Source organism: Cedecea sp. B1(4) (assembly GCF_059414925.1).
On record NZ_JCAHMZ010000002.1, the window covers coordinates 397,437 to 419,969 of the forward strand.

Consider the following 22,533-nt stretch of genomic DNA (forward strand, 5'->3'; position numbering starts at 1 on the left):
CAGCGCGGCCTGAGGGCCGCGCAGGGAGGATTACTCACGCCACAGGATGTGGCACAGCTTGTGGTCTTTCTCGCGGCACAGCAGGACGCGAGCGAAGATATCGTTCAGCTCACCGCCGTCGGTATCCGCCAACCCGATAACGACTTCTGCAAAGAAGTCAGGGTTCAGGTCGAAATCGACGTGCTCCTGCCAGTCTTCGGCCGGGTCAAACAGCTCCGCACCGCCGCGCTCCTCGAACTGCAGATTGAAAAGAATAATGTCAGCAGGATCGAGATTATCGCCCGCCAGCTCGAGAAAAATATCGTACGCCTGTTCTAAAGTCTCGTCTTCGGTCAGGCGGTTATTCAGATCCATTTCCATCTCTACATCCACTTATCGAGTGCTGATGCGCCACGTTTTACAGCAACGGACTAAAGAAGTAAAACAGTCGCTCGGTCATTCGCTGCCAGAGCGGGCGTTTTAACCATAAATGCGCGTCCAGCAGCCGCGAGCGGGAGATATAGTCGTCCTGCACTGCGGCCAAATCACCGGCAAAACCTTCATCGTCAATGACCAGCGTAATCTCAAAATTCAGCCACAGGCTGCGCATGTCCAGGTTAACCGTGCCGACCAGGCTGAGTTGCCCATCGACCAGCACGCTTTTGGTGTGCAGCAGCCCGCCTTCAAACTGGTAAATTTTCACGCCAGCGGCAAGCAGTTCAGTGAAGAACGCGCGGCTTGCCCAGCCCACCAGTAAAGAATCGTTTTTACGCGGCACGATGATACTCACGTCCACGCCACGCTGCGCTGCGGTGCAAATGGCGTGGAGCAAATCATCGCTCGGTACGAAGTAGGGGGTCGTCATGATCAGATATTCACGTGCGGCATAAACGGAGGTCAGCAACGCCTGATGAATCAGATCCTCCGGGAACCCTGGCCCTGAAGCGATAGTATGAATGGTGTGGCCGCTGGCCTCTTCGAACGGCATTATATTCTCATCCGGCGGCGGCGGAAGAATGCGTTTCCCGGTCTCTATCTCCCAGTCGCAGGAGTATACGATGCCCATTGCGGTGGCGACCGGGCCTTCCATACGCGCCATCAAATCGACCCACTGACCCACATTCGCATCCTGCTTGAAGAAACGGGGGTCAACCATGTTCATGCTACCGGTATAGGCAATATAGTTATCGATCATCACCATCTTACGGTGCTGGCGCAGGTCCATCCGACGCAGGAAAACACGCATCAGGTTAACCTTCAGCGCTTCGACTACTTCGATGCCCGCGTTACGCATCATATTGGCCCACGGGCTGCGGAAGAAGGCGACGCTACCCGCGGAGTCGAGCATCAAACGGCAATGAATGCCGCGTCGTGCTGCCGCCATCAATGATTCTGCCACCTGGTCGGCCATGCCGCCGGGCTGCCAGATATAAAACACCATCTCAATGTTATGGCGTGCCAGTTGGATATCGCGGATCAGCGCCTGCATGGTGTCATCCGAACTGGTTAGCAGCTGGAGCTGATTCCCCTTCACGCCGGCAATCCCCTGGCGGCGCTCGCAAAGCTGGAACAGCGAGCTGGCGACCTCGCTGGTTTCTGAGGCAAAAATATGCTTACAGTTTTTCAGCTCTTTAAGCCACTTAGCGGTAGAAGGCCACATGGCGCGCGCGCGCTCTGCCCGGCGTTTACCGAGATGCAGTTCCCCCACGGAGAGATAGGCAATAATCCCGACCAGCGGCAGAATATAGATGATCAATAGCCAGGCCATTGCTGAAGGGACGGCGCGGCGTTTCATCAATATACGCAGCGTAACGCCGGCGATAAGCAGCCAGTAGCCGAGAATGACCAGCCAGCTCACCACGGTATAGAAGGTTGTCATGCCTTAAAAATCCTTTTGAAACCGAAGAGTTGAGAGTGTACGCAGAACTTTCATTGCTTAACACTAAAAGTATACGCAAAACGGATGGTTTGCCCGGCAGAAGGTTCTATAATGGCGTGTCTTTTTTAGGAAATTGAGTCGTAGACATGAGACGTAGCAGAACGGAAGTTGGGCGTTGGCGTATGCAGCGTCAAACACAGAAGCGCAGGGCGCGTTGGCTGGAAAGCCAGTCACGGCGCAATATGCGCATTCATGCTATTCGTAAGTGCCTGGTTAACCAGCAGCGTAATTCATTGCTGTTTGCCATCCACGATCGCTGGGCATAAGATCCGGGCACCGCGTGCGGTGCCCATTAAATCGATTAGGAAATAAACCTTCCCTTTACTCTGAATTTATATTTCCAAAGGGAGGAAGTTTGTTTTTAAAATGATCGCGATCATCATTTTAATTAAAACAGGAGGCATAATTCACGGAATTTTCTTACCTTGACAGGGTGTCGCAATAAGTGATCATCGATTTAATTAAAAAGGATTTCTCTTATACCAGGAGAATAAGCTTTCTGTTTGTCATTATTCTTGCCGTGCTGGTGATGTTTAGCTCGGCGCTGGCCTGGATAAACTATAATTATCAAAAAAACACGTTGAATGATGAAAACGAAGGTTTTGTTCATAATATTGCGATGTTCTATATCGAGCAGCAGCTTAAAACTTTAGAGAATGCATTGTGGCAAAGCGCTACCCTATTAAATAATAAAAACGTTGATACTCTGGTTAATGCTGAAAATGAAGTTTTGGAGAAACAGCTCACAACATCTATTGCGGTGTTGCCAGCTATTTCAGGTTATATTATTGCCACACGTGATGGAAAGTATAATAGCATACCAAATTCCTATGTTGATAATCGCCTGGACCTGTCAGGACGAAACTGGTACGAAAGCCTCAGCGTAAAAAGTTCTTTTGTGAACTATTCGAATATTTATGCTAATGCAGTTGATAAATCACCGGTAGTGACCATTGCCAAACTGCTGCATGACGATAAAGGCGAGCGGTACGGGATGTTCGCCATGGATCTGAATTTGATCAATATGAGCTATCCGCTACGACAGTTGGAGAGTCCGAATCCAGGGCACTTCTCGATTGTTGACCGTCAGGGAAGAGCGGTGCTTGACGCAGACAGCGATGCCATCGGCACGGAGGTTGTCTCACCGGCAGTGGTGCAGTGTATGACAAATGGTCTGGGGTCATTTCACGATAAAGCAAGTCACAAGCAGTATTACTACTACTCCTTATCAAATCCGGACTGGTTTGTTGTTTATGCTGTAAAAGACAGAATGATTGATGATGCCGTTTTATATTTTGTCTGGATTATCTTGGGCGGATTTGTTTTTTGCCTGACAATTTATCTATTGTTGTGGTTCTTTATGCATCAATCGATAAAGTCGATGGTGATTGATATTATTTCGATGATGCGTTTTGGACGTCTGGACATGAAAGGCGGCGTCGATAAACAAATTATGAATGAAATAAATGCAAGCAGCCAGCAAATAAAAAGTGCAAAAAATGCTTCGCTAACCGATGGTCTCACAGGGTTGCTTAATCGCCGTAGCTTTGATAATGACATTAATTACCTATTAGCCCGGGAAGCACCTTTTAGTCTTGGCATCATTGATATTGATAACTTTAAAAAAATAAACGATGACTATGGGCATCTGGTCGGTGACACGGTGCTAAAGGTCATTGCCGATATGGGCATGGGGTTACTGGACGATCGCGCCAAGCTTTATCGCTACGGTGGAGAGGAAATTGCCTTTATTTATTTTTCCGACAATCAGGTTAAAGCGATGGAAATTATGGAAGGCTGGCGTAAAACGGTCGAAAGTAAACTCTGGCGTGAACAAGGATTAGTCGTCACCTTTAGCGGCGGTGTTTGCCCATGGCGAGGTGAGGATTATGAAGCGCTGATTGAGAAAGCCGACAGGTTGCTCTACAAGGCGAAATCCAGCGGAAAAAATAAAGTCGTGATCTCGACCAGCTAAGGAAGCCTGCCAAAAGGAGTAGTTACATGGAGAAAAGCGCTGAGTTCATCGTTAATCGGGTGATGAAGAATAACTTCGGCATGGCTTTTGAGTCGTTACTGCAGCCGATTTTCGACACATCAGGTTTTACCTGTGTCGGCGCCGAGATGCTCATTCGAGGCGTGCATCGGCGGGCACTCGTCTCCCCAGACGTGTTTATTAATCGACTGGAAGAAAACGGAGGGATTGTGTCGCTGGGCGAACATGTTATCTCCTCGGCATTTAGCTATATGACGGACGTCATCGTGCCGCATAACGGGAGTTATTTATTGCACCTCAATCTTTCGCCAGTTCAATTGAATGATGCTGGTTTTGCCGATCGGATAGTCGAGCTGGTGGCTCAGCGCCCTGTGCCAGTGCAACGCATTGTCTTTGAGATAACCGACAACAACATTCTGCTAGATGATACCGGGCGCGAAAACGCTACTCGCCTTCGTGACGCCGGTTTTTTACTTGCGTGGGATGATATTCACAGCGTTGAACAGCTTCAAAGCAGACTGGCTCAGCTAGAAACAGACTTCATAAAGCTAGACCGTGCCTGCTTCAGGGCCACATCCGGCGAAGAAACGCTCAATATTATCCGCCGTGCTCAGGAGAAAGAGGTGGATGTTATTGCGGAAGGGGTAGAAACCTTTTCGCAGATGCAAGTGCTGTTCAATAGCAATGTCAGGCTGGCGCAAGGTTATCTTTTCTCACGGCCCCTGAATCAGGACAGTTTTCGCCAGAAGCATTTACAGCTGACAGAGTAACACGCTAATGAGCCTGCAGCCTGCAGGCTCGTCTGAAGGCAAATCAGAATACTTTCTTGTACGGTTTTACTTCAACTTTAGCGTACACGCCTGCGGCGATATACGGGTCTGCATCAGCCCAGGCTTTCGCCTCTTCCAGAGACGCAAACTCGGCAATCACCGTGGAACCGGTAAAGCCGGCGCTGCCAGGATCGTTGCTGTCAACCGCCGGCATTGGGCCTGCGGTCAGCAGACGACCTTCGTCACGCAGCAGCTGAAGGCGAGCCAGGTGGGCAGGGCGAACGGACAGGCGCTTTTCCAGTGAATCAGCAATATCTTCGGCATAAATGACGTACAGCACGGGCACACTTCCTTCTTGATGTTGGGTTGTAAACCACGGTAAGTGAACCTTGGGCAGACTGCAATTGAAAGATAAACAGGATGTTAAATCCTTGAGAAAATAGCGGGAAACTCGCGCAGACAGCAGGAAAAAGTGCGCCTTTGGGCAATGCGTTGTTGAATATGATTGTTATTTGCATTTAAAATTGTCGTCTCTTGAAAGACACTGAAACCATTATGACGTCAATGACCCTGGAATTACCTCGCCGCTTTCCGTGGCCGACTCTTCTCTCCGTCGGGATTCATGGTGCCGTTGTGGCCGGGTTGCTCTACACCTCGGTACATCAGGTTATTGAGTCCCCAGCACCTTCGCAGCCGATCAGCGTCACGATGGTTGCGCCTGCTGATCTTGAGCCTCCTCAGCCTCAGGTTGTTCAGCCTCCGCCACAGCCGGTCGCGGAACCCGAACCTGAGCCAGAGCCGATACCCGAGCCGCCGAAAGAGGCGCCCGTTGTTATTCACAAGCCTGAGCCTAAGCCAAAACCGAAGCCTAAGCCGGTGAAAAAGGTTGAGCAGCCGAAGCGTGACGTTAAGCCGGTTGAGCCTCGCCAGGCTTCTCCGTTTGAAAACAATGCGCCCGTGCAGCCTGCACCAACGGCAGCGGCGAAACCAGCTCCTGCATCGCCTGCACCATCGGTGAATACCGGGCCGCGAGTGATCAGCCGCGACAGGCCGCAGTACCCAACGCGAGCTTTTGCATTGCGTATGGACGGCAACGTTCGCGTGAAGTTTGATGTCGATGCCGATGGCCGGGTGAATAACGTTGAGATCCTCTCCGCCCAGCCTGCAAACATGTTCGAACGTGAAGTTAAGCAGGCGATGAAGAAGTGGCGCTATGAGAGCGGGAAGCCAGGGCAGGGCATTACCGTCAACATCAAGTTCCGCATTAGCGGCGGCGCAAGCATGGATTAATAATCATCACCCACCTTTTAAAAGAGCCACGTATGAGAATACGTGGCTTTTTAATTTCGTGACCAGTTTTGCCTAATGTTGTGGGATATTTATTGTTTGAATATTCATCAATTAAACGATTCCAGAAAAACAATAAATGAGTTATTTCATTCCTTATCCTAAATTCAATAATCAAACTTAAGGTAAATTAACTACCAATATTAATAGGGGGGTTATTTAAGACTTTTCTTATTTATTGCTGCGCTGGCATACTAAAAAGAAATGACAAAAATAGACTCTTCTTTTATGCGCCATTATTATAAGACCGCCTTTTTGTGCGTGCTTTTTTACTCCGACTTAAACTATGCTGCGCCGCTGACGCCTGCCGACCGGGACACTATTCTCCAGCAGCAGCAGGATTTGCTGTTGCAGAACAGGCAGCAGCGAGAGGAGATCCAGCGTAGCCTCCAGCCTCGACTGGCAAGCCCTGTGGCCCAACCTGACCAGGGGCCCTGCTTCACCATTCGCCATATTGATATTGATAATGCCACGCTGCTTTCCGACCCGGCCCAGAATCGCCTAATTACGCCCTATATTGATCAATGCCTCGGTATGGCGAAGATCAATCAGCTGACCCGGGATATATCTGACTGGTATATTAGCCGCGGATATATCACCAGCCGGGCATTTTTGACCGAGCAGGATCTTTCGGGGGGAACGCTGCATATTGCGGTGCTGGAGGGCAGGCTGCAGGCTATTCGTATTGAAGGGGCTACTTCACGCCAGCTAAAAATGGCGTTTCCGGGACTGGAAGGGAAAATACTTAACCTGCGCGATATTGAGCAGGGGATGGAGCAAATAAACCGGTTACGCACCACGCCGGTACAAATTGAAATATTGCCGGGCGAGAAGGCCGGGGAATCGATTGTCAATCTTACGGCAACGCCTGAATTTCCGTTTTCCGCAGCCGTCGGGTTTGATAACAGCGGGCAAAAAAGCACCGGCACCGGGCAGCTCACCGCCTCGCTGACCGCCAATAACCCGCTAGGGCTGGCTGATAAATGGTTTATCAGCGGCGGGCGTAGCAGCGATTTTGCCAGCGGCCATGATGCGCAAAGCTTTCAGGCCGGGGTCAACGTGCCCTGGGGCTATAGCCTCGTCGATTACAGCTACAGCTGGAGCGATTACCTCACCACCCTGGATAATAAAGGTTATCTGTGGCGTTCGACCGGGCGAGCCGAAACGCATCGTCTGAACTTCTCCCACGTGCTTTACCGGAACGGTGACTTAAAAACTGCCGCCACCGTCGGGCTGACTCACAGGATCAGCCGCAACTATCTGAACGACGCGCCGCTGCTTAGCAGCAGCCGGAAGTTAACCAGCCTGCAATTCGGCCTTAACCACACGCAGAAAATCGTGGGCGGCGTGGCAACTCTGAACCCGTCATTTAGTCACGGTGTGCCGTGGTTCGGGGCCGAAAACGATAACGGCAAACGGGGCGACGTGCCAAAAGCGGAATTCAAAAAATGGAGCCTGAGCGGCAGTTTCCAGCGCCCACTGACGCAAAAAATTTGGTGGTTAACCAGCGTCTACGGCCAATGGTCGCCGGATCGGCTTTACGGCAGTGAGCGCTTAACGATAGGCGGAGAAAGCTCGGTGCGTGGTTTTAAAGAGCAATACCTTTCCGGCGATAACGGGGGTTATCTTCGCAACGAACTTAACTACGCCCTGTTCAGCCTCCCTTATCTGGGCGAAGTCAGCCTGAACGCTGCCGTAGATGGCGGCTGGCTGCGCAATGACAACGACGATAAGCAGGCTTCCGGCACGCTTTGGGGCGCGTCAGCTGGCCTCACTGTCGCCGGACGCTACTACTCCAGCCAGTTCACCGTTGGCACGCCGCTTCACTATCCGGGCTATCTGGCGCCGGATCATCTCGTGATTTATTACCGCCTGGGCCTGGCGATTTAAGGTAAAAATATGGATAAGCACCCGGTTGGATTAGCTAAGCGCCTGTTAAGTTACCTCATCATCTGCCTGATTGCCGGGCAGCCGGTCTTTCCGGCGGTGGCGGCGACCATCAACCCGGTCACGCCGGGTACGCAGATGGATCAGGCTGGAAACGGTGTCCCGGTAGTTAACATCGCAACCCCAAACCAGGCGGGTATTTCCCATAACCAGTACCAGGACTATAACGTTGGAAAAGAGGGACTGATTCTTAACAATGCCACCGGGCAGATGACGCCAACCCAGCTCGGGGGGCTTATTCAGAACAACCCTAACCTTCGGGCCGGCCAGGAAGCGACCGGCATCATCAATGAAGTCATCGGCGGCAATCGCTCACAGCTGCAGGGTTATACCGAAGTGGCGGGCAAGGCGGCCAACGTGATGGTCGCTAACCCCTACGGCATTACCTGTAACGGCTGCGGATTTATCAACACCCCCAATGCCACGCTCACCACGGGCAAACCTCAGTTTGATGCGGCAGGCAACATGCTGGCGCTGGATGTCAGTAAAGGCACCATCACGGTTGAAGGCCAGGGTCTGGACGCCAGCCAAAGCGACGCGCTGTCGATCATTGCCCGGGCAACGGAAGTTAACGCCGGTATTCACGCCAAAGATCTTAAAGTGACCGTGGGTGCCAACCGCGTTTCATCCACTGGCGCGGTCACGCCGATAGCCGGTGAAGGAGCTGCGCCCGTGGTGGCCGTTGATACCGGCGCGCTGGGCGGCATGTATGCCAACCGTATTCATCTTGTTTCCAGTGACAAAGGTGTGGGCGTCAACCTGGGCAACCTGAACGCGCGCCAGGGCGACATCACCCTGGATGCCAGCGGCAAGCTGGTGGTGAATAACAGCCTTGCAAGCGGAAATCTCACGGCTCAGGCGGATAACGTCGTGCTAAGCGGCGAGCATAAAAGTGGGGGCGCAACGCAGATTAATAGCCGCTCTGATATCACCATCGCCAACGGTAAGATAGCCAGCGATAGGGAAATCACGCTGAACGGCAGCGGAAAACTGGCCCTGAATAACAGCCAACTTACTGCAGGCAATGACATTGGTCTGAATGCCGGGGCAGTGAGCACGGATGCCGCCAGCGAAGTCAACGCAGGCGGTGCCATCAGTGCCAGCGCTACGGCACACCTGGACAATGCCGGTAAGCTGACGGCAGGGCGTGACATTGCACTCTCCGCAGAGCAGCTAGCCAACAGTGGTCAAATGGTGGCTAACGGAAACCTAAACGCCAAAGCTGGCAGCTTCAACAACAGCGGTAATGTCCAGGCACAGCGCAATATCCAGCTCGACCTCGGTTCGTTCACGCACAGCGGCCAGATGCTGGCCGGGGCAGGACTCACGGCCAAGACCGGGGATGCCTGGATAGACGGCATGTTGAGCAGCGGCACCGACCAGGCGTGGACCAGTCGCAACACCTTCAATATTGGCCGAAATGGTCAACTTCTGGGCAGCGGCAATCTTGCGCTTCAGTCCGGAACGTTCAGTAATGCGGGGATGCTGAACGGCAAGCAGGATGTGACGTTAAGCAGTCAGCAGTTTTACGGCCAACAGGGAAGCTCTCTGGCAAGCGGGGGCAACCTTGAGCTGGTTACTCAGCAGCTACAAAGCGCCGGGCAAATCACCTCGCAAAAAGATCTGACGTTCAAGGGCGAGCGATTTGAAACCCTGGCCGGCGGGCAATTGCAATCTGAAGGCAATATGCTGCTGCAGGCTAATAATAGCCTCACGCTGAGCGGCACGCAGGCCGCAAAAGGTGCGCTCGTGATTAACACCGGCACACTGACACACAGCGGAAGCACCCAAGGTAATACCGTTACGCTTGGCGCCCGTCAGATCGATACCAGCGGAAATATTCAGGCTGATGGCGCAATGTGGCTCACCGCAGACAAGATTGTGCAACAGGCCGGTGGTGCCCTGCTGGCGCAAAACAACTTACAGCTTAATGCGCTGAACTTTACCAACCGGGGCTCGCTGGACAGCGATGCGCTGACGCTGGCTATTGCCGGGAATATTGACAACCAGACAAGCGGAAAAATCACCGCACGCAATGGCCTGAACAGTACTTCTGGTAACTTCAACAATGATGGTCAGATCGCAGCCTCCACGCTGGACGTAGCGGCGCATAACGCCTTGACCAACACCGGCAGCCTGCTGGCTGAGAAGAACCTGAATGCAACGGCGGCGCAGCTAAAAAACACCGGCCAGCTTGAGGCTGCCTCCCTCGGGCTACACGGCACCACGGTAGACAACGGTGGGCTGATTCAGGGGGGGCAAAGCCTGGCGTTAACCGCCGCGGAGCTGACTAACCGAAGCGGAGGCAAAGTCATCAGCGGCAGCGGCCTGGCGCTCAGCATCCCACAGCTCACCAATGCAGGACTGATTTCCGTTAAGCAGGGGCTGGCCATTGAGAGCCTGATGTTGGCTAACAGCGGCAATATTGAATCGCAGGCCATGACGCTCAAGGCTGACCAGCAGCTGGACAACCAGGCCAGTGGTGCTCTGCTGGCGAAAGATGCGCTCTCGCTCTCGGCTGACAACGTCAATAACGCCGGGAGCCTGCAGGGAAAAAACATCGCGATCGGCGCGGGGCAATGGAATAACAGCGGGCTGACCCGCGGAAGCGAGAGCTTAACGGCCAGCGTTAGCGGGGAGCTGAATAACGGCCCACAAGGGAAAATCATCGTCGGCCAGCCGGACGCTCAGGGCGTCATCGCCGGCGGTCAGTTTGATCTCAACGCCGGGAGCGTGACCAACGAAGGCTGGCTGCAAAGCGGCGGCGGGGCGAACGTGACCGTTCAGGCCCTGGTGAACGCGGGGGTGATTTCCGCTAACCAGGGGGCAACCCTCGAAGGGCTGACGCTTGATAACCGGGGCCGCATTGAAGCGCAGGATCTTCAGCTAAAACTGCGTGACAAAGTCAATAACTTTGCCGGCGCCGTGCTGGTGGCAAAACGCAACCTGCAGCTTTCTGCTCCTGAGTTAGATAACGCCGGCCAGTTAATTGCCGACAGTACCGTTCTGGACGCACAAAACGTCGCTAACACGGGCTTGCTGCAAGGGGATTCCGCGCTCAAAGCCACAGGCGATACCTTCAACAACGCCACGGGGGGCACCGTCCTGGCTGAAAGGCAACTGACACTTGCCGCTCGCCAGATGACCAATGCGGGAGAGATTCAGGCCGACAGCGCGGCGCTCAATGCCAGTCAGATGACCAACAGCGGCAAGCTGCTTGGTTTGTCCATCCTCAACCTGACCGCGACAGATAACCTTGTTAACACCGGTAAAATACTCGGCAAAGAAAAGCTCGCACTGACCAGCGGCAGCTTCGAAAACCAGGGCACGCTGGCGGCGGCTGACCTCAGCGTCGACAGCCTGCGTCACGTCAACGATGGCCTGCTGCAGGGTGAAAAATCGCTCCGTCTGGGGGCCACGGCGCTGAACAACCTCGCGCAGGGGAAAATTCTCAGCGGCAGCGGATTGTCGCTGTCCATTCCTGAGCTGAACAACGCCGGGCTGATTTCCGTCGAACAAGGGCTGGCGATCGACGGGGCCAGCCTCAGCAACAGTGGGAACATTGAAGCCAGCGACCTGAACCTGGAGCTGACGCAGGGGCTGGATAATCAGGCCGGCGGCGTGCTCCTCGCCGACAACACGCTCTCGGTGAAAACCCCCAAAGGCAGTAACGCCGGGAAACTGATTGCCAACAATACAGCCCTGACGGTTGACGACCTGACCAATAACGGATTGCTGCAGGGTAACCAGGCCATTAGCTCTCGGGGTAAAACGTTGACTAACGGTGGCACAGGCCAGCTATTAACTGACGGAAATATTGCCGTGAATGCTGCGCGTCTGGATAACGCCGGCCGACTGCAGGGGAGAAATATTACGCTCACCGGCGGGCAAAACGGCGGTGAAAATACAGGGCAGATTCTTGGCCGCGACGCGCTGAATATTTTATTCGGCGGGGCGTTCAACAACGGCGGGCGGCTGATTAGCCAGAATTATCTCGGCCTGACGACCGGGCCACTCAGCAATACTGGGATTATCGCGGGTTCTACCCTGAGTATTGATGCCGGGCAAGCCCAGGCAAATAACAGCGGCCTGATTCAGGCCGACGGAAAACTCAAGTTAACTGCCGCTGCGCTGCGAAACGACAAAGGTGCCACGGTGGCTGGCGGGGATGACGTCACCCTGACGCTGCCAGAACTCAACAACGCGGGCAGTCTTTCTGCCGGCAAACATCTTCAGCTCGACGGGGGACGTTTAGATAACCTCGGTGCCATCGACGCCCAAAGCGTGGACCTGAACCTGAGCGGGCAGTTCAACAATCTGGCTGGGGCTTCACTGGTGGCGGACAACCGGCTGGCAATGACCGCTGGCGGCTGGAATAACGCCGGGCAAATTATCGGTGACAACGTCACTTTGTCTGCTCAGCAAGGGCAAAACGATGGCCTGCTGCAGGGCGACAGCGGCCTGAAGCTCAACGCCACTCAGTTCGGCAACGGCGCGGCAGGCAAAGTGCTGACCGGGGGCTGGCTTGATCTTCAGGACACCCAGGTGAGTAATAACGGGCTGCTTCAGGGGCAAACCCTGACGCTGCAAGGCGGAGATCTGCGCAACACCGGCTCGCTGTCCGGCAAAGACAGGCTGTCGATTAACACCGATAAATCGGTCACTAACGACGGTCAGGTGCTGAGTCAGGGAGATCTGCAGCTTGCCACCGGCCAGCTTGAGAATAATGGCGTGCTGGCCGCAACAAAAGTCGGTATTCAGGCCGACACGTTTAACAACCGGGGAACGCTGCAGAGCAACAGCGGGTTGGATCTCCATAGTGCCGTTGTGACAAACAGCGGCAAGCTGTTGGCGAAGCAGGCGCTGAATATTGCCGGCACCAGTCTCGACAACGGCGGCATCGTGCAGGGGGGCGCGCTCACCCTTGCCTTGCAAAACGGGCTAACCAACCAGGCGACAGGGAAGCTGCTGGCAACCGGCACGCTTGATTTCAGCGGAGAGTCGCTGAGCAATAGCGGCGCGGTGGCGGCGGATAACGCGCGCCTGGCGGTCAACATTTTCAATAACGGTGGGCTGGTGCAGGGCAATAATGGCCTGTCGCTGTCCGGTGCAGGGGTAAACCGCCCCCAGATGATGCTGATGAGAAGTTTTGCCGCAGCGCCACCTCCGGCCGTTCGCGTCCTGAATAACCTGAGCGGCGGGAAGCTGTTAAGCGGCGGCCAGCTCGACATTGCCGCTAATGATGTGAGCAACGCGGGCAACATTCAGGCCCGCGACAATCTGACCTTTACCGCAGGCAGCCTGAATAATCAGGGCACGCTTTCGGCGGGCAATTTAGCGCTGGATATCGCCGGGCAGTTGAATAACCAGAGCGGCGGCAAATTACTGGCAGCAGACACGCTGCACACCCAGAACGAAACCCTGGCTAACAGCGGCGTGATTGCCGCAGGCAAGCTCGACCTCAGCAGCAACCGCATTGATAACCAGGGCGTGCTCCAGGGCGACAATGCGCTGGCGCTGAATACCCCGCAGCTCAACAACCTGGCCGGTGGGCAGATCGTGAGCGGCAGCTCGCTGAACCTGACCATCCCGCAGATGGTCAACCTGGGGCTGATCTCCGTGAAGGAGGCGCTCACGCTGTCAGGCGCGAGCCTGGATAACCAGGGCATGCTGCAGGGTGGCAGCCTGGCGCTGAATTTTACCGACAGCATCCTCAACCGCAACGCGGCCAAACTTCTGGCAGAGAAAGGCCTGTCTCTGCAAACGACCAGCCTTAACAATCAGGGCACGCTGGCAGGTGACGCCGTTGAGATTACGACGAATACCCTGAACAACGCGGGCTTGCTGCAGGGCAATACGGCGCTGACCCTGGCCTCAGGCACGCCATCCACGCTGACGGTCACGAACCAGAAAGACGGAAGAATGCTTACCGGCGGGGCGCTGGCGCTTAACTTGTCGACGCTCGCCAATCAGGGAACCCTGCTGGCGCAGCAGGGAATGACTGTCCGTGCTGATACCGTGGACAACCAGGGCACGATGCAGGGGCAAGATCTGACGGTTAACGCCTCCTCGGTGCATAACCTGTCCGGCGGCAAAATGCTCACGGGCGGGCAGCTGGCGCTGAACGGCCAGCAGATTAACAACGCCGGGATTATACAGGGGCAGGCCCTGGACGTGAAGGCGACGAACTGGGACAACAGCGGCAGCGCGCTCGGCATCAACGGGCTGACGGCTCAGGTTGCTAACCAACTGACCAACGGCGGGCGTTTGCTCAGCCAGGGCGTGAGCCAGATAACCGCCGGAACGTTAAACAACACCGGCGCAGTGTTGAGCGAGGGGGACTTAACCCTCAGCGGCGGCGCGCTGCTGAACCGCGGCAATATTCAGGGCAGCAACCTCACGGCCAACAACGGGGCGATAGACAACGCGGGTTCGGTCATTGGCCTGAAGTCGCTGACCCTGCAGCCTCAGCAGGACATCAACAACCGGCAGGGCGGCGCCATGCAAACCCAGGGCGCCATGCTGGTGACTGGGCAAAACGTGACCAACGGCGGCCTGTGGCAGGGGCAGTACCTGAAGCTGAACGCTCAGCAACTGCAAAATAGCGGCACACTGCAAAGTATCGGTAACCTCGATCTGGCGCTGGCGTCCGGCCTGACGAATACCGGTGCCATCACGGCCAATAACGTGGCCACCGTTACGGCGCCGGGGATAACAAACCAGGGTCAGATACAGGCAAAAAATCTCGCTCTTAGCGGCAACTCGCTCAATAACGGCGGCAACATCAGCGGCGTTGAAGGCCTTGGTCTCTCGCTGGGCGGTAATCTGGATGTGCAGAGTGGCGCCAAACTGCTAACCAATGGCTTGCTGACCGTCGGGGCCAATATCATCACCAACCTGGGCCACGTTCAGGGCAACGCGATCTCGCTCAACGCCGCCGCGCTGAACAACCAGGGGCGTGTAGAAGCGAATTCTGCCCTCACCGGCACGCTGAGCGGCAGCCTGGATAACGGACAAAACGCGGTCCTGCTAAGCCAGGGCAGCCTGGATCTTGGGGCGCAGCAGCTAACCAACAGCGGCACCGTGCAGGGGAACGGCAATACCCGGCTCGACCTGCGTGAGCGCGGCACCAACCAGGGCCAGCTCCTGAGCGGCGGTACGCTAACGCTCAATGCGTCTGGGTTTACCAACGGCGGCTGGGTTCAGGGCTTTGCGCTGGCGCTTAATGCGGGCTCGCTCAGCAACAGCGGGACGGTGCTGGCGCAGCAGCAGGGGACGATCGGCGGCAGCTATATCCTGAATAACGGCATGCTGCAGGGGAGTAATTTAACCGTTAACCCAGGGCAACTGGACAACAACGGCACCGTGTATGCCACACAGAATCTGGGCATCACGGCCAACCAGGTGAATAGTGCTGCCGGGGCGCGGCTGCTTAGCCAGGGCAACATGGGGATCAATGCCGGAAATACCAGCCTACAGGGGCAGGTGGCGGCGCTGGGCAACCTGTCGCTTAACAGCCAGGGCAGTTACAACCAGCTGACCACGCTGGCGGCTGGCAATACGCTGGCGGTCAGCAGCCAGGGCGATATTGACGTCAATGGCCTGATGCAGGGCCAGGGCGTGCAGCTCTCTGCCACTGGGACGTTGAATAATAACGGGCAGGTTCGTGCCGGCTACGGCGAAAGCCACCTCAATGCCGGGCAGCTTAATCTGAACGGCGCAGGCAGCGTACAGGCGGGCGGGACGCTGCGTTTGACCAGCCAGAACGGCATCAACAACGCGGGCTTCGTCGGCACCGCCGGTGATTTAATCGCCAGCGCGGGCGGGACGCTGCTCAACAGCGCGCTGCTGTATGCGGGCAATAATATGAGCCTGTTTGCCAACAGCATTCGCAACTACCGCGGCGATATTCTGGCGGGTAACAGCCTGTGGATGCAGCGCGATGCTGCGGGAAACGCTAACGCGGAAGTGGTGAACACCTCGGGCAGCATTGAGACGCAGAATGGCGATATTTCTATTCGCACCGGACATTTATTGAATACCCGCGATGGCCTTAGTATTCAGCAAACTACAACAAATAATTCGACTGTGGCGGGTATCGGGAATGCTTCCATTTTTGTTAAACCAGAGCAATTACCTGGCGGCGCAATGGGGTATTTTACCACTGATGATGTTGTTCAAGTAGGTCCATGTAATGGGCACGGGGCGTGTAATTACGTGCACCACACATATTACCATTATGCCCCCTTCAAAGATTTTGCTACGCAAAAATTCGCAGTTTCACAAACAAATATTACTGTTGCTACGAATGGTGGAAGCGGCAGGATTGCTGCTGCGGGTAGCATTAACGGTAGTATTGATAATCTCGAAAACCAGGCGAGTAATATTCTTGCGGGTAGCAATATTATATTCACCGGAACACAGTTAAATAACCAAAGCTGGCAGGCAGGCACAAACTACGACTTTTTAGTTTACCAATACACCGATCCTGGTACGCGTAAGCCTCGATTTGCGAATATTGAAGAGGCTCCGCGTGGTGCCGAAATAAAAGGTAATGGTGCGCAATTTAACCTCATTGGGCATGATACTCAGTATGAGCCGGGTGAAATTTATCGTTCGGTTATTCAGGCCGGTGGCGCAGTCATCGCCAACTTTAGCAACAATATCAGCAATACGTCTGTCTCAGCGAATACGCCGGGCTATACCCCAGGGCGAAGTGCTCCGGGGCTTAATTTAGCCGGTGGTCCTGGTGTAACTGGCGGCTCGCAGGCCACTGGTCTAAAGACAGGCACCAATAATACTGTGACCGCACCGCAGGCAACGATCAACTTGCCGGGAAGCGGGATAGGCAACATCGAAAATCCAATCGGAAGCGGCGGATTAGCCGCCGTGGACAGCCGGCCACAGAATGGCGCGGACTATGGTCAGGCCGGCGGTAAGATCGTTGATGTCAATCTAAGCCAACAGGGCGGGCCCGGTATTGATTTAGCGGGCAACGCGACGGGCCTGGTGGATTCGAAGGCGAATGGCGGCAATCTCACCCCTGTTAACGGTGAGAGCGTTGAGCTGACCAAACAGCCATCGGGTGAGCAGTCTCGCCATAAAAATGATGATATTGCCGCCGCTGCCGCTCAGGTTATAGCGCAATCCAGCGGAGGTAAAACGCCGCCACCGCCGGGATATGATTATCGTCCTGTTGCGCTGACGGATATTTCGGCGATTACCGCAAAGCTGACGGCCAGCGGGTCGCCAGTTAAGCTCAGCGATTATCCGCTGCCTGCCAGCGATAACGGCTATTTTGTTACGAATAAAGATCCGAAAAGCCCGTATCTGATCGTCACCAACCCCAAGCTGGATAGTCTTGGACAGCTGGACAACAGCCTGTTTAACGATATCTATAAGCTTGCCGGGATGGCCGGACCAACCGCACCGCAGGAAACGCGCGCCACTTATACCGATACCAATAAATTCCTGGGCTCGGATTATTTCCTGGCTCGACTGAACCTGCGCCCGGACTATGACTACCGCTTCCTCGGGGATGCGGCTTTTGATACCCGCTATGTCAGTAATCAGATCCTGAATCAGACCGGCAGCCGCTACGTGAACGGCATCGGCTCCGATCTGGAGCAGATGCAGTACCTGATCGATCACGCCGCTCAGGCTCGTGACAAGCTGGGCCTGCAACTGGGCGTCAGCCTGTCTGCAGACCAGGTCGCGGCGCTGGATTCGAGCATCCTGTGGTGGGAAAACTCAGTGATCGACGGACAAAATGTCCTCGTGCCTAAACTGTATATCTCTCCGAAGGACGTTGCGGTGAATAACGGCAGCGTGATCGCCGGGAATCAGACCATCCTCAATGCCGGGAATATCATCAACGATGGCAGCACGCTGCAGGGCAAAACGCTGCTGAGCGCCAGCAGCCAGAACGCCATCAGCAATATTAACGGCGGGACAATTAACTCGGGCGGTAGCCTGCAGCTCAGCGCGCTGGGGGATATTAACAATATTGGCTCCACTATCGCCGGGCAAAAGGTCAGCCTTGAGAGCGTAGGCGGCAGCATTGTTAACCAGACGCTGACCAGTCAATGGAATGCATCCGGCAAAACCAGCGGCTGGTACGGGGTGGATGTGTCCTTCACGAAAACTGACGTTGGTCCACTCGCCTCAATCAGCGCTACAGACAGCCTGAGCCTCAGCGCGGGTAAAGATATCCTCAATACCGGCGCGAACCTCAGCGCAGGTGGCGATATGCTGCTGAAGGCGCTGGATAACATTTCGCTTACGGGCAACCAGCTTGTGGAGCGCGACCAGCGCGGCCGCAACATCAATGAAACGGTTACCCATCAGGGAAGTAACGTCAACAGCGGGGGGAACCTGAACCTGCAGGCCGGGCGCGACCTGACCGTTACCGGCAGCAACCTCAATGCCGGCGGCAGCGCCGCGCTGTGGGCCGGGAACGACCTGACGCTGGACGTGGCGAAGAACAGCCGCCATAGCCAGACCAGCAACATGGACATCCTTGATACCAGCAACACCCGCACGGCCATTAGTGCCGGGAAGGATCTCTCCCTGGCTGCCGGACGAGACCTGAACAGCATGGGTGCGGCGCTGGCAGCACAAGAGAACGTAGGGCTGCAGGCCGGCCGGGACGTTAACTTAGAGGCGGCGGAATCTACCCACAGCGATAAATACACCGCGAAGAAAAAAGTCGATATCAACGAATCCGTGCGCCAGCAAGGCACGGAGATCGCCAGCGGCGGGAACACCACCATCATTGCCGGGCGGGATGTTAACACCCAGGCTGCGCAGGTGACGGCTCACGGAGATATCGGGGTAGGCGCAGGACGGGATATCAACCTCGCCACGGCCACCGACAGCGACTATCACTACGACGAAGAAACCAAAACCAAAAAAGGGTTCCTGAGCAAGAAAACAACCCACACCATCAACGAAACCAGCTCGACCCGCGAAGCCGGGACGCTGCTGAGCGGCGACAACGTGACGCTGAAAGCCGGTAACGATCTGCTGGTGAAAGGCTCGTCCGTGGTAGGGGACGGCAATGTGGCGCTGAACGCGGGTCATAACGTCTATATCGTGGCCGCAACGGATACGGACACCGCCTGGCACTTTAAGGAGACCAAAAAGAGCGGCCTGATGGGTACCGGCGGCATCGGCTTTACCATCGGCAGCAGCAAAAGTACCCACGATCTGCGTGAGCAAGGCACCACCCAGAGCCAGAGCATCAGCACCGTGGGATCTACAGGCGGCAACGTCAGCGTGAACGCCGGGGGAACGGCGCATATTGGCGGCGCCGACCTGGTCGCAAGTAAGGACCTGTCGGTCGCCGGCGATAGCGTTCTCATTGAGCCGGGGCACGACAAACGTACCCGCGATGAGAAATTTGAGCAGAAGAGCACCGGGCTGACCGTGGCGCTGTCCGGGGCGGTAGGCGACGCTGTCAACAGCGCGGTAGAGACCGCGCAAACAACCAAAAATGAAAGTGACGGTAGACTGGCTGCCCTGCAGGCCACGAAAACGGCGCTGGCCGGTGGCCAGGCCTATCTGAACGCCCAGAAAGCGGGGGCAGAAAAAGATCCTGATAACGGTTTCCGGGTAAGCGTCTCCCTGACCACGCAAAAATCGAAATCTGAGCAGCACGCCGAGTCGGACGTAGTGAAAGGCTCGACCCTGACGGCCGGGAATGATCTGAGCATCACCGCCACCGGAAAAGGAAACAGTGCGGACAGCGGCAATATCCTGATTGGCGGCAGCCAGCTCAAAGCGGGAGGCGACACTTCTCTGGCGGCGAGCAACGACATTGTGCTGAGCGGGGCGGCCAACACGCAGCTGACCACCGGCAAAAACAGCAGCAGCGGCGGAGGCATTGGCGTCGGTTTCGGCGTGAACAGCGGTTCAGCGGGGCTCAGCGTTTTTGCCAACGTCAACGCCGCCAACGGTAAGGACAAAGGGAACGGCACCAGCTGGACGGAAACCACGCTCGACAGCGGCGGCACGGTGTCCCTCACCAGCGGCCGCGATGCCATCCTGAACGGGGCCCAGGTCAACGGCGATAAAGTTATCGCCGACATTGGCCGGGACCTGCTGATCGGCAGCCAGCAGGACTCGAATAACTACGACAGCAAGCAAACCAGTGTGGCCGCAGGGGGAAGCTACACCTTTGGAGGCGGTGGTGGTTCTGGCTATATCAGCCTCAGCCAGGACAAGATGAAAAGCACCTATGACTCGGTGCTGGAACAAAGCGGTATTTTTGCCGGAAACGGCGGCTTTGACATTACCGTGGGCAACCACACTCAGTTGGACGGGGCGGTGATCGCCAGCCGGGCCGGGGCGGATAAAAACAGCCTCGATACCGGGACGCTGGGCTTCTCTGATATCGGCAACAAAGCCGACTATAAAGTCAGCCACAGCGGCATCAACCTGTCCGGTGGCACGAATATATCTGTCGGATCAATGCTGGCCGCTAACGGCCTGGCGAACGTCGGCACGCTCCTGGCCGGGATGAACGGGAAAGGCCACGCCGAAGGCACCACGCAATCCGCCGTGGCGGATGGTAATATCACAATTCGTGACAGGGCGAATCAGCAGCAGGACGTTACTGCGCTGAGTCGCGACACCGAACATGCCAACGGCAGTATCGGGCAGATCTTTAACAAAGAGGAAGAGCAAAAACGCCTGCAGACGGCGCAGCTGGTGGGTGAAATCGGCGGCCAGATGACCAGTGTAGTGTCGACCTATGGCGACCTGCAGGCGCTGGATGCCGTGCGTGCCAAAGATAGCAAATACGCCAGCATGAGCGCTGCAGAACTGCGTAATACGGAGGACTACCAAAAAGCCTTTGGCGACTACGGCATCGGCGGTAAATACCAGATGGTGGCGCAGTCGGTGAGCGGCATTCTGGCGGGCGCCGCCGGGGGCGATTTCAATAAAGCCCTGGCGGGCGGCCTGAACCCGGTGATGGCGCAGGTAATTAAGGGCGCCACAACCGACGGTAACAAAGTCGATGAACCGGCTAACCTGATGGCGCATGCGGTCTGGGGCGCTCTGGCGGCGCAGCTTTCAGGCGGCAATGCGGCGGCAGGCGCGGCGGGGGCATTCAGCGGTGAGCTGGCGGCAAGGCATATCGCCGCCGAGATGTTCCCGGATACAAAACCTGGGGATTTGAATCAGGACCAAAAACAGCTCGTCAGCCTGCTGGGCACAATGGCGGCAGGGATCGCCGGCGGCGTGGTGGGGAATAGCACCGCAGCAGCGACCACGGGCGCGCAGGCCGGGAAAAATGCTGTTGAGAATAACCTTCTTGGAGGGATAGAACCAGGACTTCATGAGAAGTTCGTCCAGGAACACGGGAAGGATATAGCCTCCTGTGCAACCAATCCGGGCGGTGCGGCCTGTCAGCGCGGAGAGGCAGTTAATAAGGCAATTGCTATTGCCCTTGGTGCCGGTGCGGCAGGTGGAACAATCGCGGCTCTGACGCCAGCGGCGGCGGCGGCGGTTGAAGCCGGAGTGAGCGCCTGTATGGCAAATCCGGTACTGTGCGCGAATGAAATTGCTATCTGGTTCGCTGAGTTGGGGATGGGTGATGCGCTTCCGGCAGGGCTTGCGGTTGGTGCTACCGGGAAGATCACCGCAGATCAACTGAAGCTGCTTACGGAAATTAAAGCGACGAAAGAGATAGAGCAGCAGACCGGGAAAGCGATCAGTGCTGAAACGCTGGAAAAGATAACTCATAGTTCTGGTGGTAAAGGAAACTGGAGTAGTGAATTAAATAAACCGAAGCCTAATGAAACTTACCCAGTTGATGGAAATAAAGTTTTTAAAACAGATGATCTAGGGCGGACATCAAGTGTTGAGGCGAAACTGTCTTTGAACACAAATGACCGCAATACTTATCAGCAGTGTAAGGCAGGTAAGTGTGGTATCTCTGGTGATGAAGGCGGCCATTTGATTGCATCTATATTTAACGGGCCAGGAGAAAAAATAAATCTTGTTCCAATGAATGGGAATCTGAATAAAGGTGCATGGAAACAGATGGAAAATGACTGGGCTAAGGCATTGAAAGATGGTAAGGAAGTCAATGTTAATATCCAACCTATATATTCAGGTAATAACCAAAGGCCTGATAGGATAATTGTAAAATATTCTATTGATGGCAGTAGACCAGTAAATATTGATTTTAAAAATTCTCCTGGAGGAAAGTAATGGAATATCAGGGCTTTGAGCAAAAAATAGGTCGTATATTGTATAGCTGTGGACCTGAGAATGCTCAAAAAATAATCGTTAAAGCTGAGGTTTTCACTGAAGATGATGGTGGGAAATACGAATTTGACTATCTTGATGAAAACGGTGAATTAGATTGGTTTGATCCTGATGGGCATGCGATTGCTGATTTGACGGATGTATTAATTGAATACAAAAGGTTCTTCTTGGATAACAATCTAACTAACGGCCAGCCGATATGGTCAAAATGTGAAATAATCGTTGATATACCAGAAGGAAAAATAAGCATAAACCTTCAATATGATGATTAACTAAGTAAA

10 protein-coding genes are annotated in these 22,533 nt (G+C 55.1%); 7 read left to right on the plus strand and 3 right to left on the minus strand.

What is annotated here, in order from left to right; all coding sequences use genetic code 11:
- Positions 1 to 30: 30 nt before the first annotated feature.
- Both ACR6JA_RS05325 and cls read right to left on the minus strand, forming a co-directional pair.
- Entirely contained in the window at positions 31 to 360 is a 330-nt protein-coding gene (locus ACR6JA_RS05325) for an HI1450 family dsDNA-mimic protein (protein WP_008454257.1), read from the minus strand.
- A gap of 37 nt (positions 361 to 397) precedes the next feature.
- Positions 398 to 1,858: a cardiolipin synthase gene (gene cls, locus ACR6JA_RS05330; protein ID WP_008454258.1), complete on the minus strand. Its 1,461-nt coding sequence runs from the start codon at positions 1,856 to 1,858 to the stop codon at positions 398 to 400.
- Between the two features lie 146 nt (positions 1,859 to 2,004).
- Between cls and ACR6JA_RS05335 the strand changes: the two genes are divergently transcribed.
- The 3 genes from ACR6JA_RS05335 to ACR6JA_RS05345 all read left to right on the plus strand — a co-directional run bounded on the left by ACR6JA_RS05335 (position 2,005) and on the right by ACR6JA_RS05345 (position 4,681).
- Positions 2,005 to 2,184: a YciY family protein gene (locus ACR6JA_RS05335; RefSeq protein WP_008454259.1), complete on the plus strand. Its 180-nt coding sequence runs from the start codon at positions 2,005 to 2,007 to the stop codon at positions 2,182 to 2,184.
- Positions 2,185 to 2,363: 179 nt separating this feature from the next.
- Positions 2,364 to 3,893, plus strand: a complete 1,530-nt coding sequence (locus ACR6JA_RS05340) for a sensor domain-containing diguanylate cyclase (RefSeq protein WP_494493001.1) — start codon at positions 2,364 to 2,366, stop codon at positions 3,891 to 3,893.
- 26 nt (positions 3,894 to 3,919) lie between these two features.
- Positions 3,920 to 4,681 (plus strand): EAL domain-containing protein, encoded by a 762-nt coding sequence (locus ACR6JA_RS05345; RefSeq protein WP_494493002.1) that lies wholly within the window; start codon positions 3,920 to 3,922, stop codon positions 4,679 to 4,681.
- Between the two features lie 43 nt (positions 4,682 to 4,724).
- On the opposite strand, the gene ACR6JA_RS05350 is transcribed toward ACR6JA_RS05345, so the two are convergent.
- Positions 4,725 to 5,021, minus strand: a complete 297-nt coding sequence (locus tag ACR6JA_RS05350) for a YciI family protein (protein WP_213716199.1) — start codon at positions 5,019 to 5,021, stop codon at positions 4,725 to 4,727.
- Between the two features lie 215 nt (positions 5,022 to 5,236).
- Here ACR6JA_RS05350 and tonB point away from each other — a divergent pair, with 215 nt between their 5' ends.
- The 4 genes from tonB to ACR6JA_RS05370 all read left to right on the plus strand — a co-directional run bounded on the left by tonB (position 5,237) and on the right by ACR6JA_RS05370 (position 22,524).
- On the plus strand, positions 5,237 to 5,971 hold the full coding sequence (tonB, locus tag ACR6JA_RS05355) for a TonB system transport protein TonB (RefSeq protein ID WP_213716198.1): 735 nt from the start codon (positions 5,237 to 5,239) through the stop codon (positions 5,969 to 5,971).
- Positions 5,972 to 6,256: 285 nt separating this feature from the next.
- On the plus strand, positions 6,257 to 7,918 hold the full coding sequence (locus ACR6JA_RS05360) for a ShlB/FhaC/HecB family hemolysin secretion/activation protein (protein ID WP_494493262.1): 1,662 nt from the start codon (positions 6,257 to 6,259) through the stop codon (positions 7,916 to 7,918).
- A gap of 9 nt (positions 7,919 to 7,927) precedes the next feature.
- The gene (locus ACR6JA_RS05365) at positions 7,928 to 22,195 is read left to right on the plus strand and encodes a hemagglutinin repeat-containing protein (protein WP_494493003.1); all 14,268 of its coding nucleotides are present in this window, start codon (positions 7,928 to 7,930) and stop codon (positions 22,193 to 22,195) included.
- On the plus strand, positions 22,195 to 22,524 hold the full coding sequence (locus ACR6JA_RS05370; protein WP_213716196.1) for a hypothetical protein: 330 nt from the start codon (positions 22,195 to 22,197) through the stop codon (positions 22,522 to 22,524). The genes ACR6JA_RS05365 and ACR6JA_RS05370 overlap by 1 nt, the downstream gene beginning before the upstream one ends.
- The last annotated feature ends 9 nt before the right edge of the window (positions 22,525 to 22,533 follow it).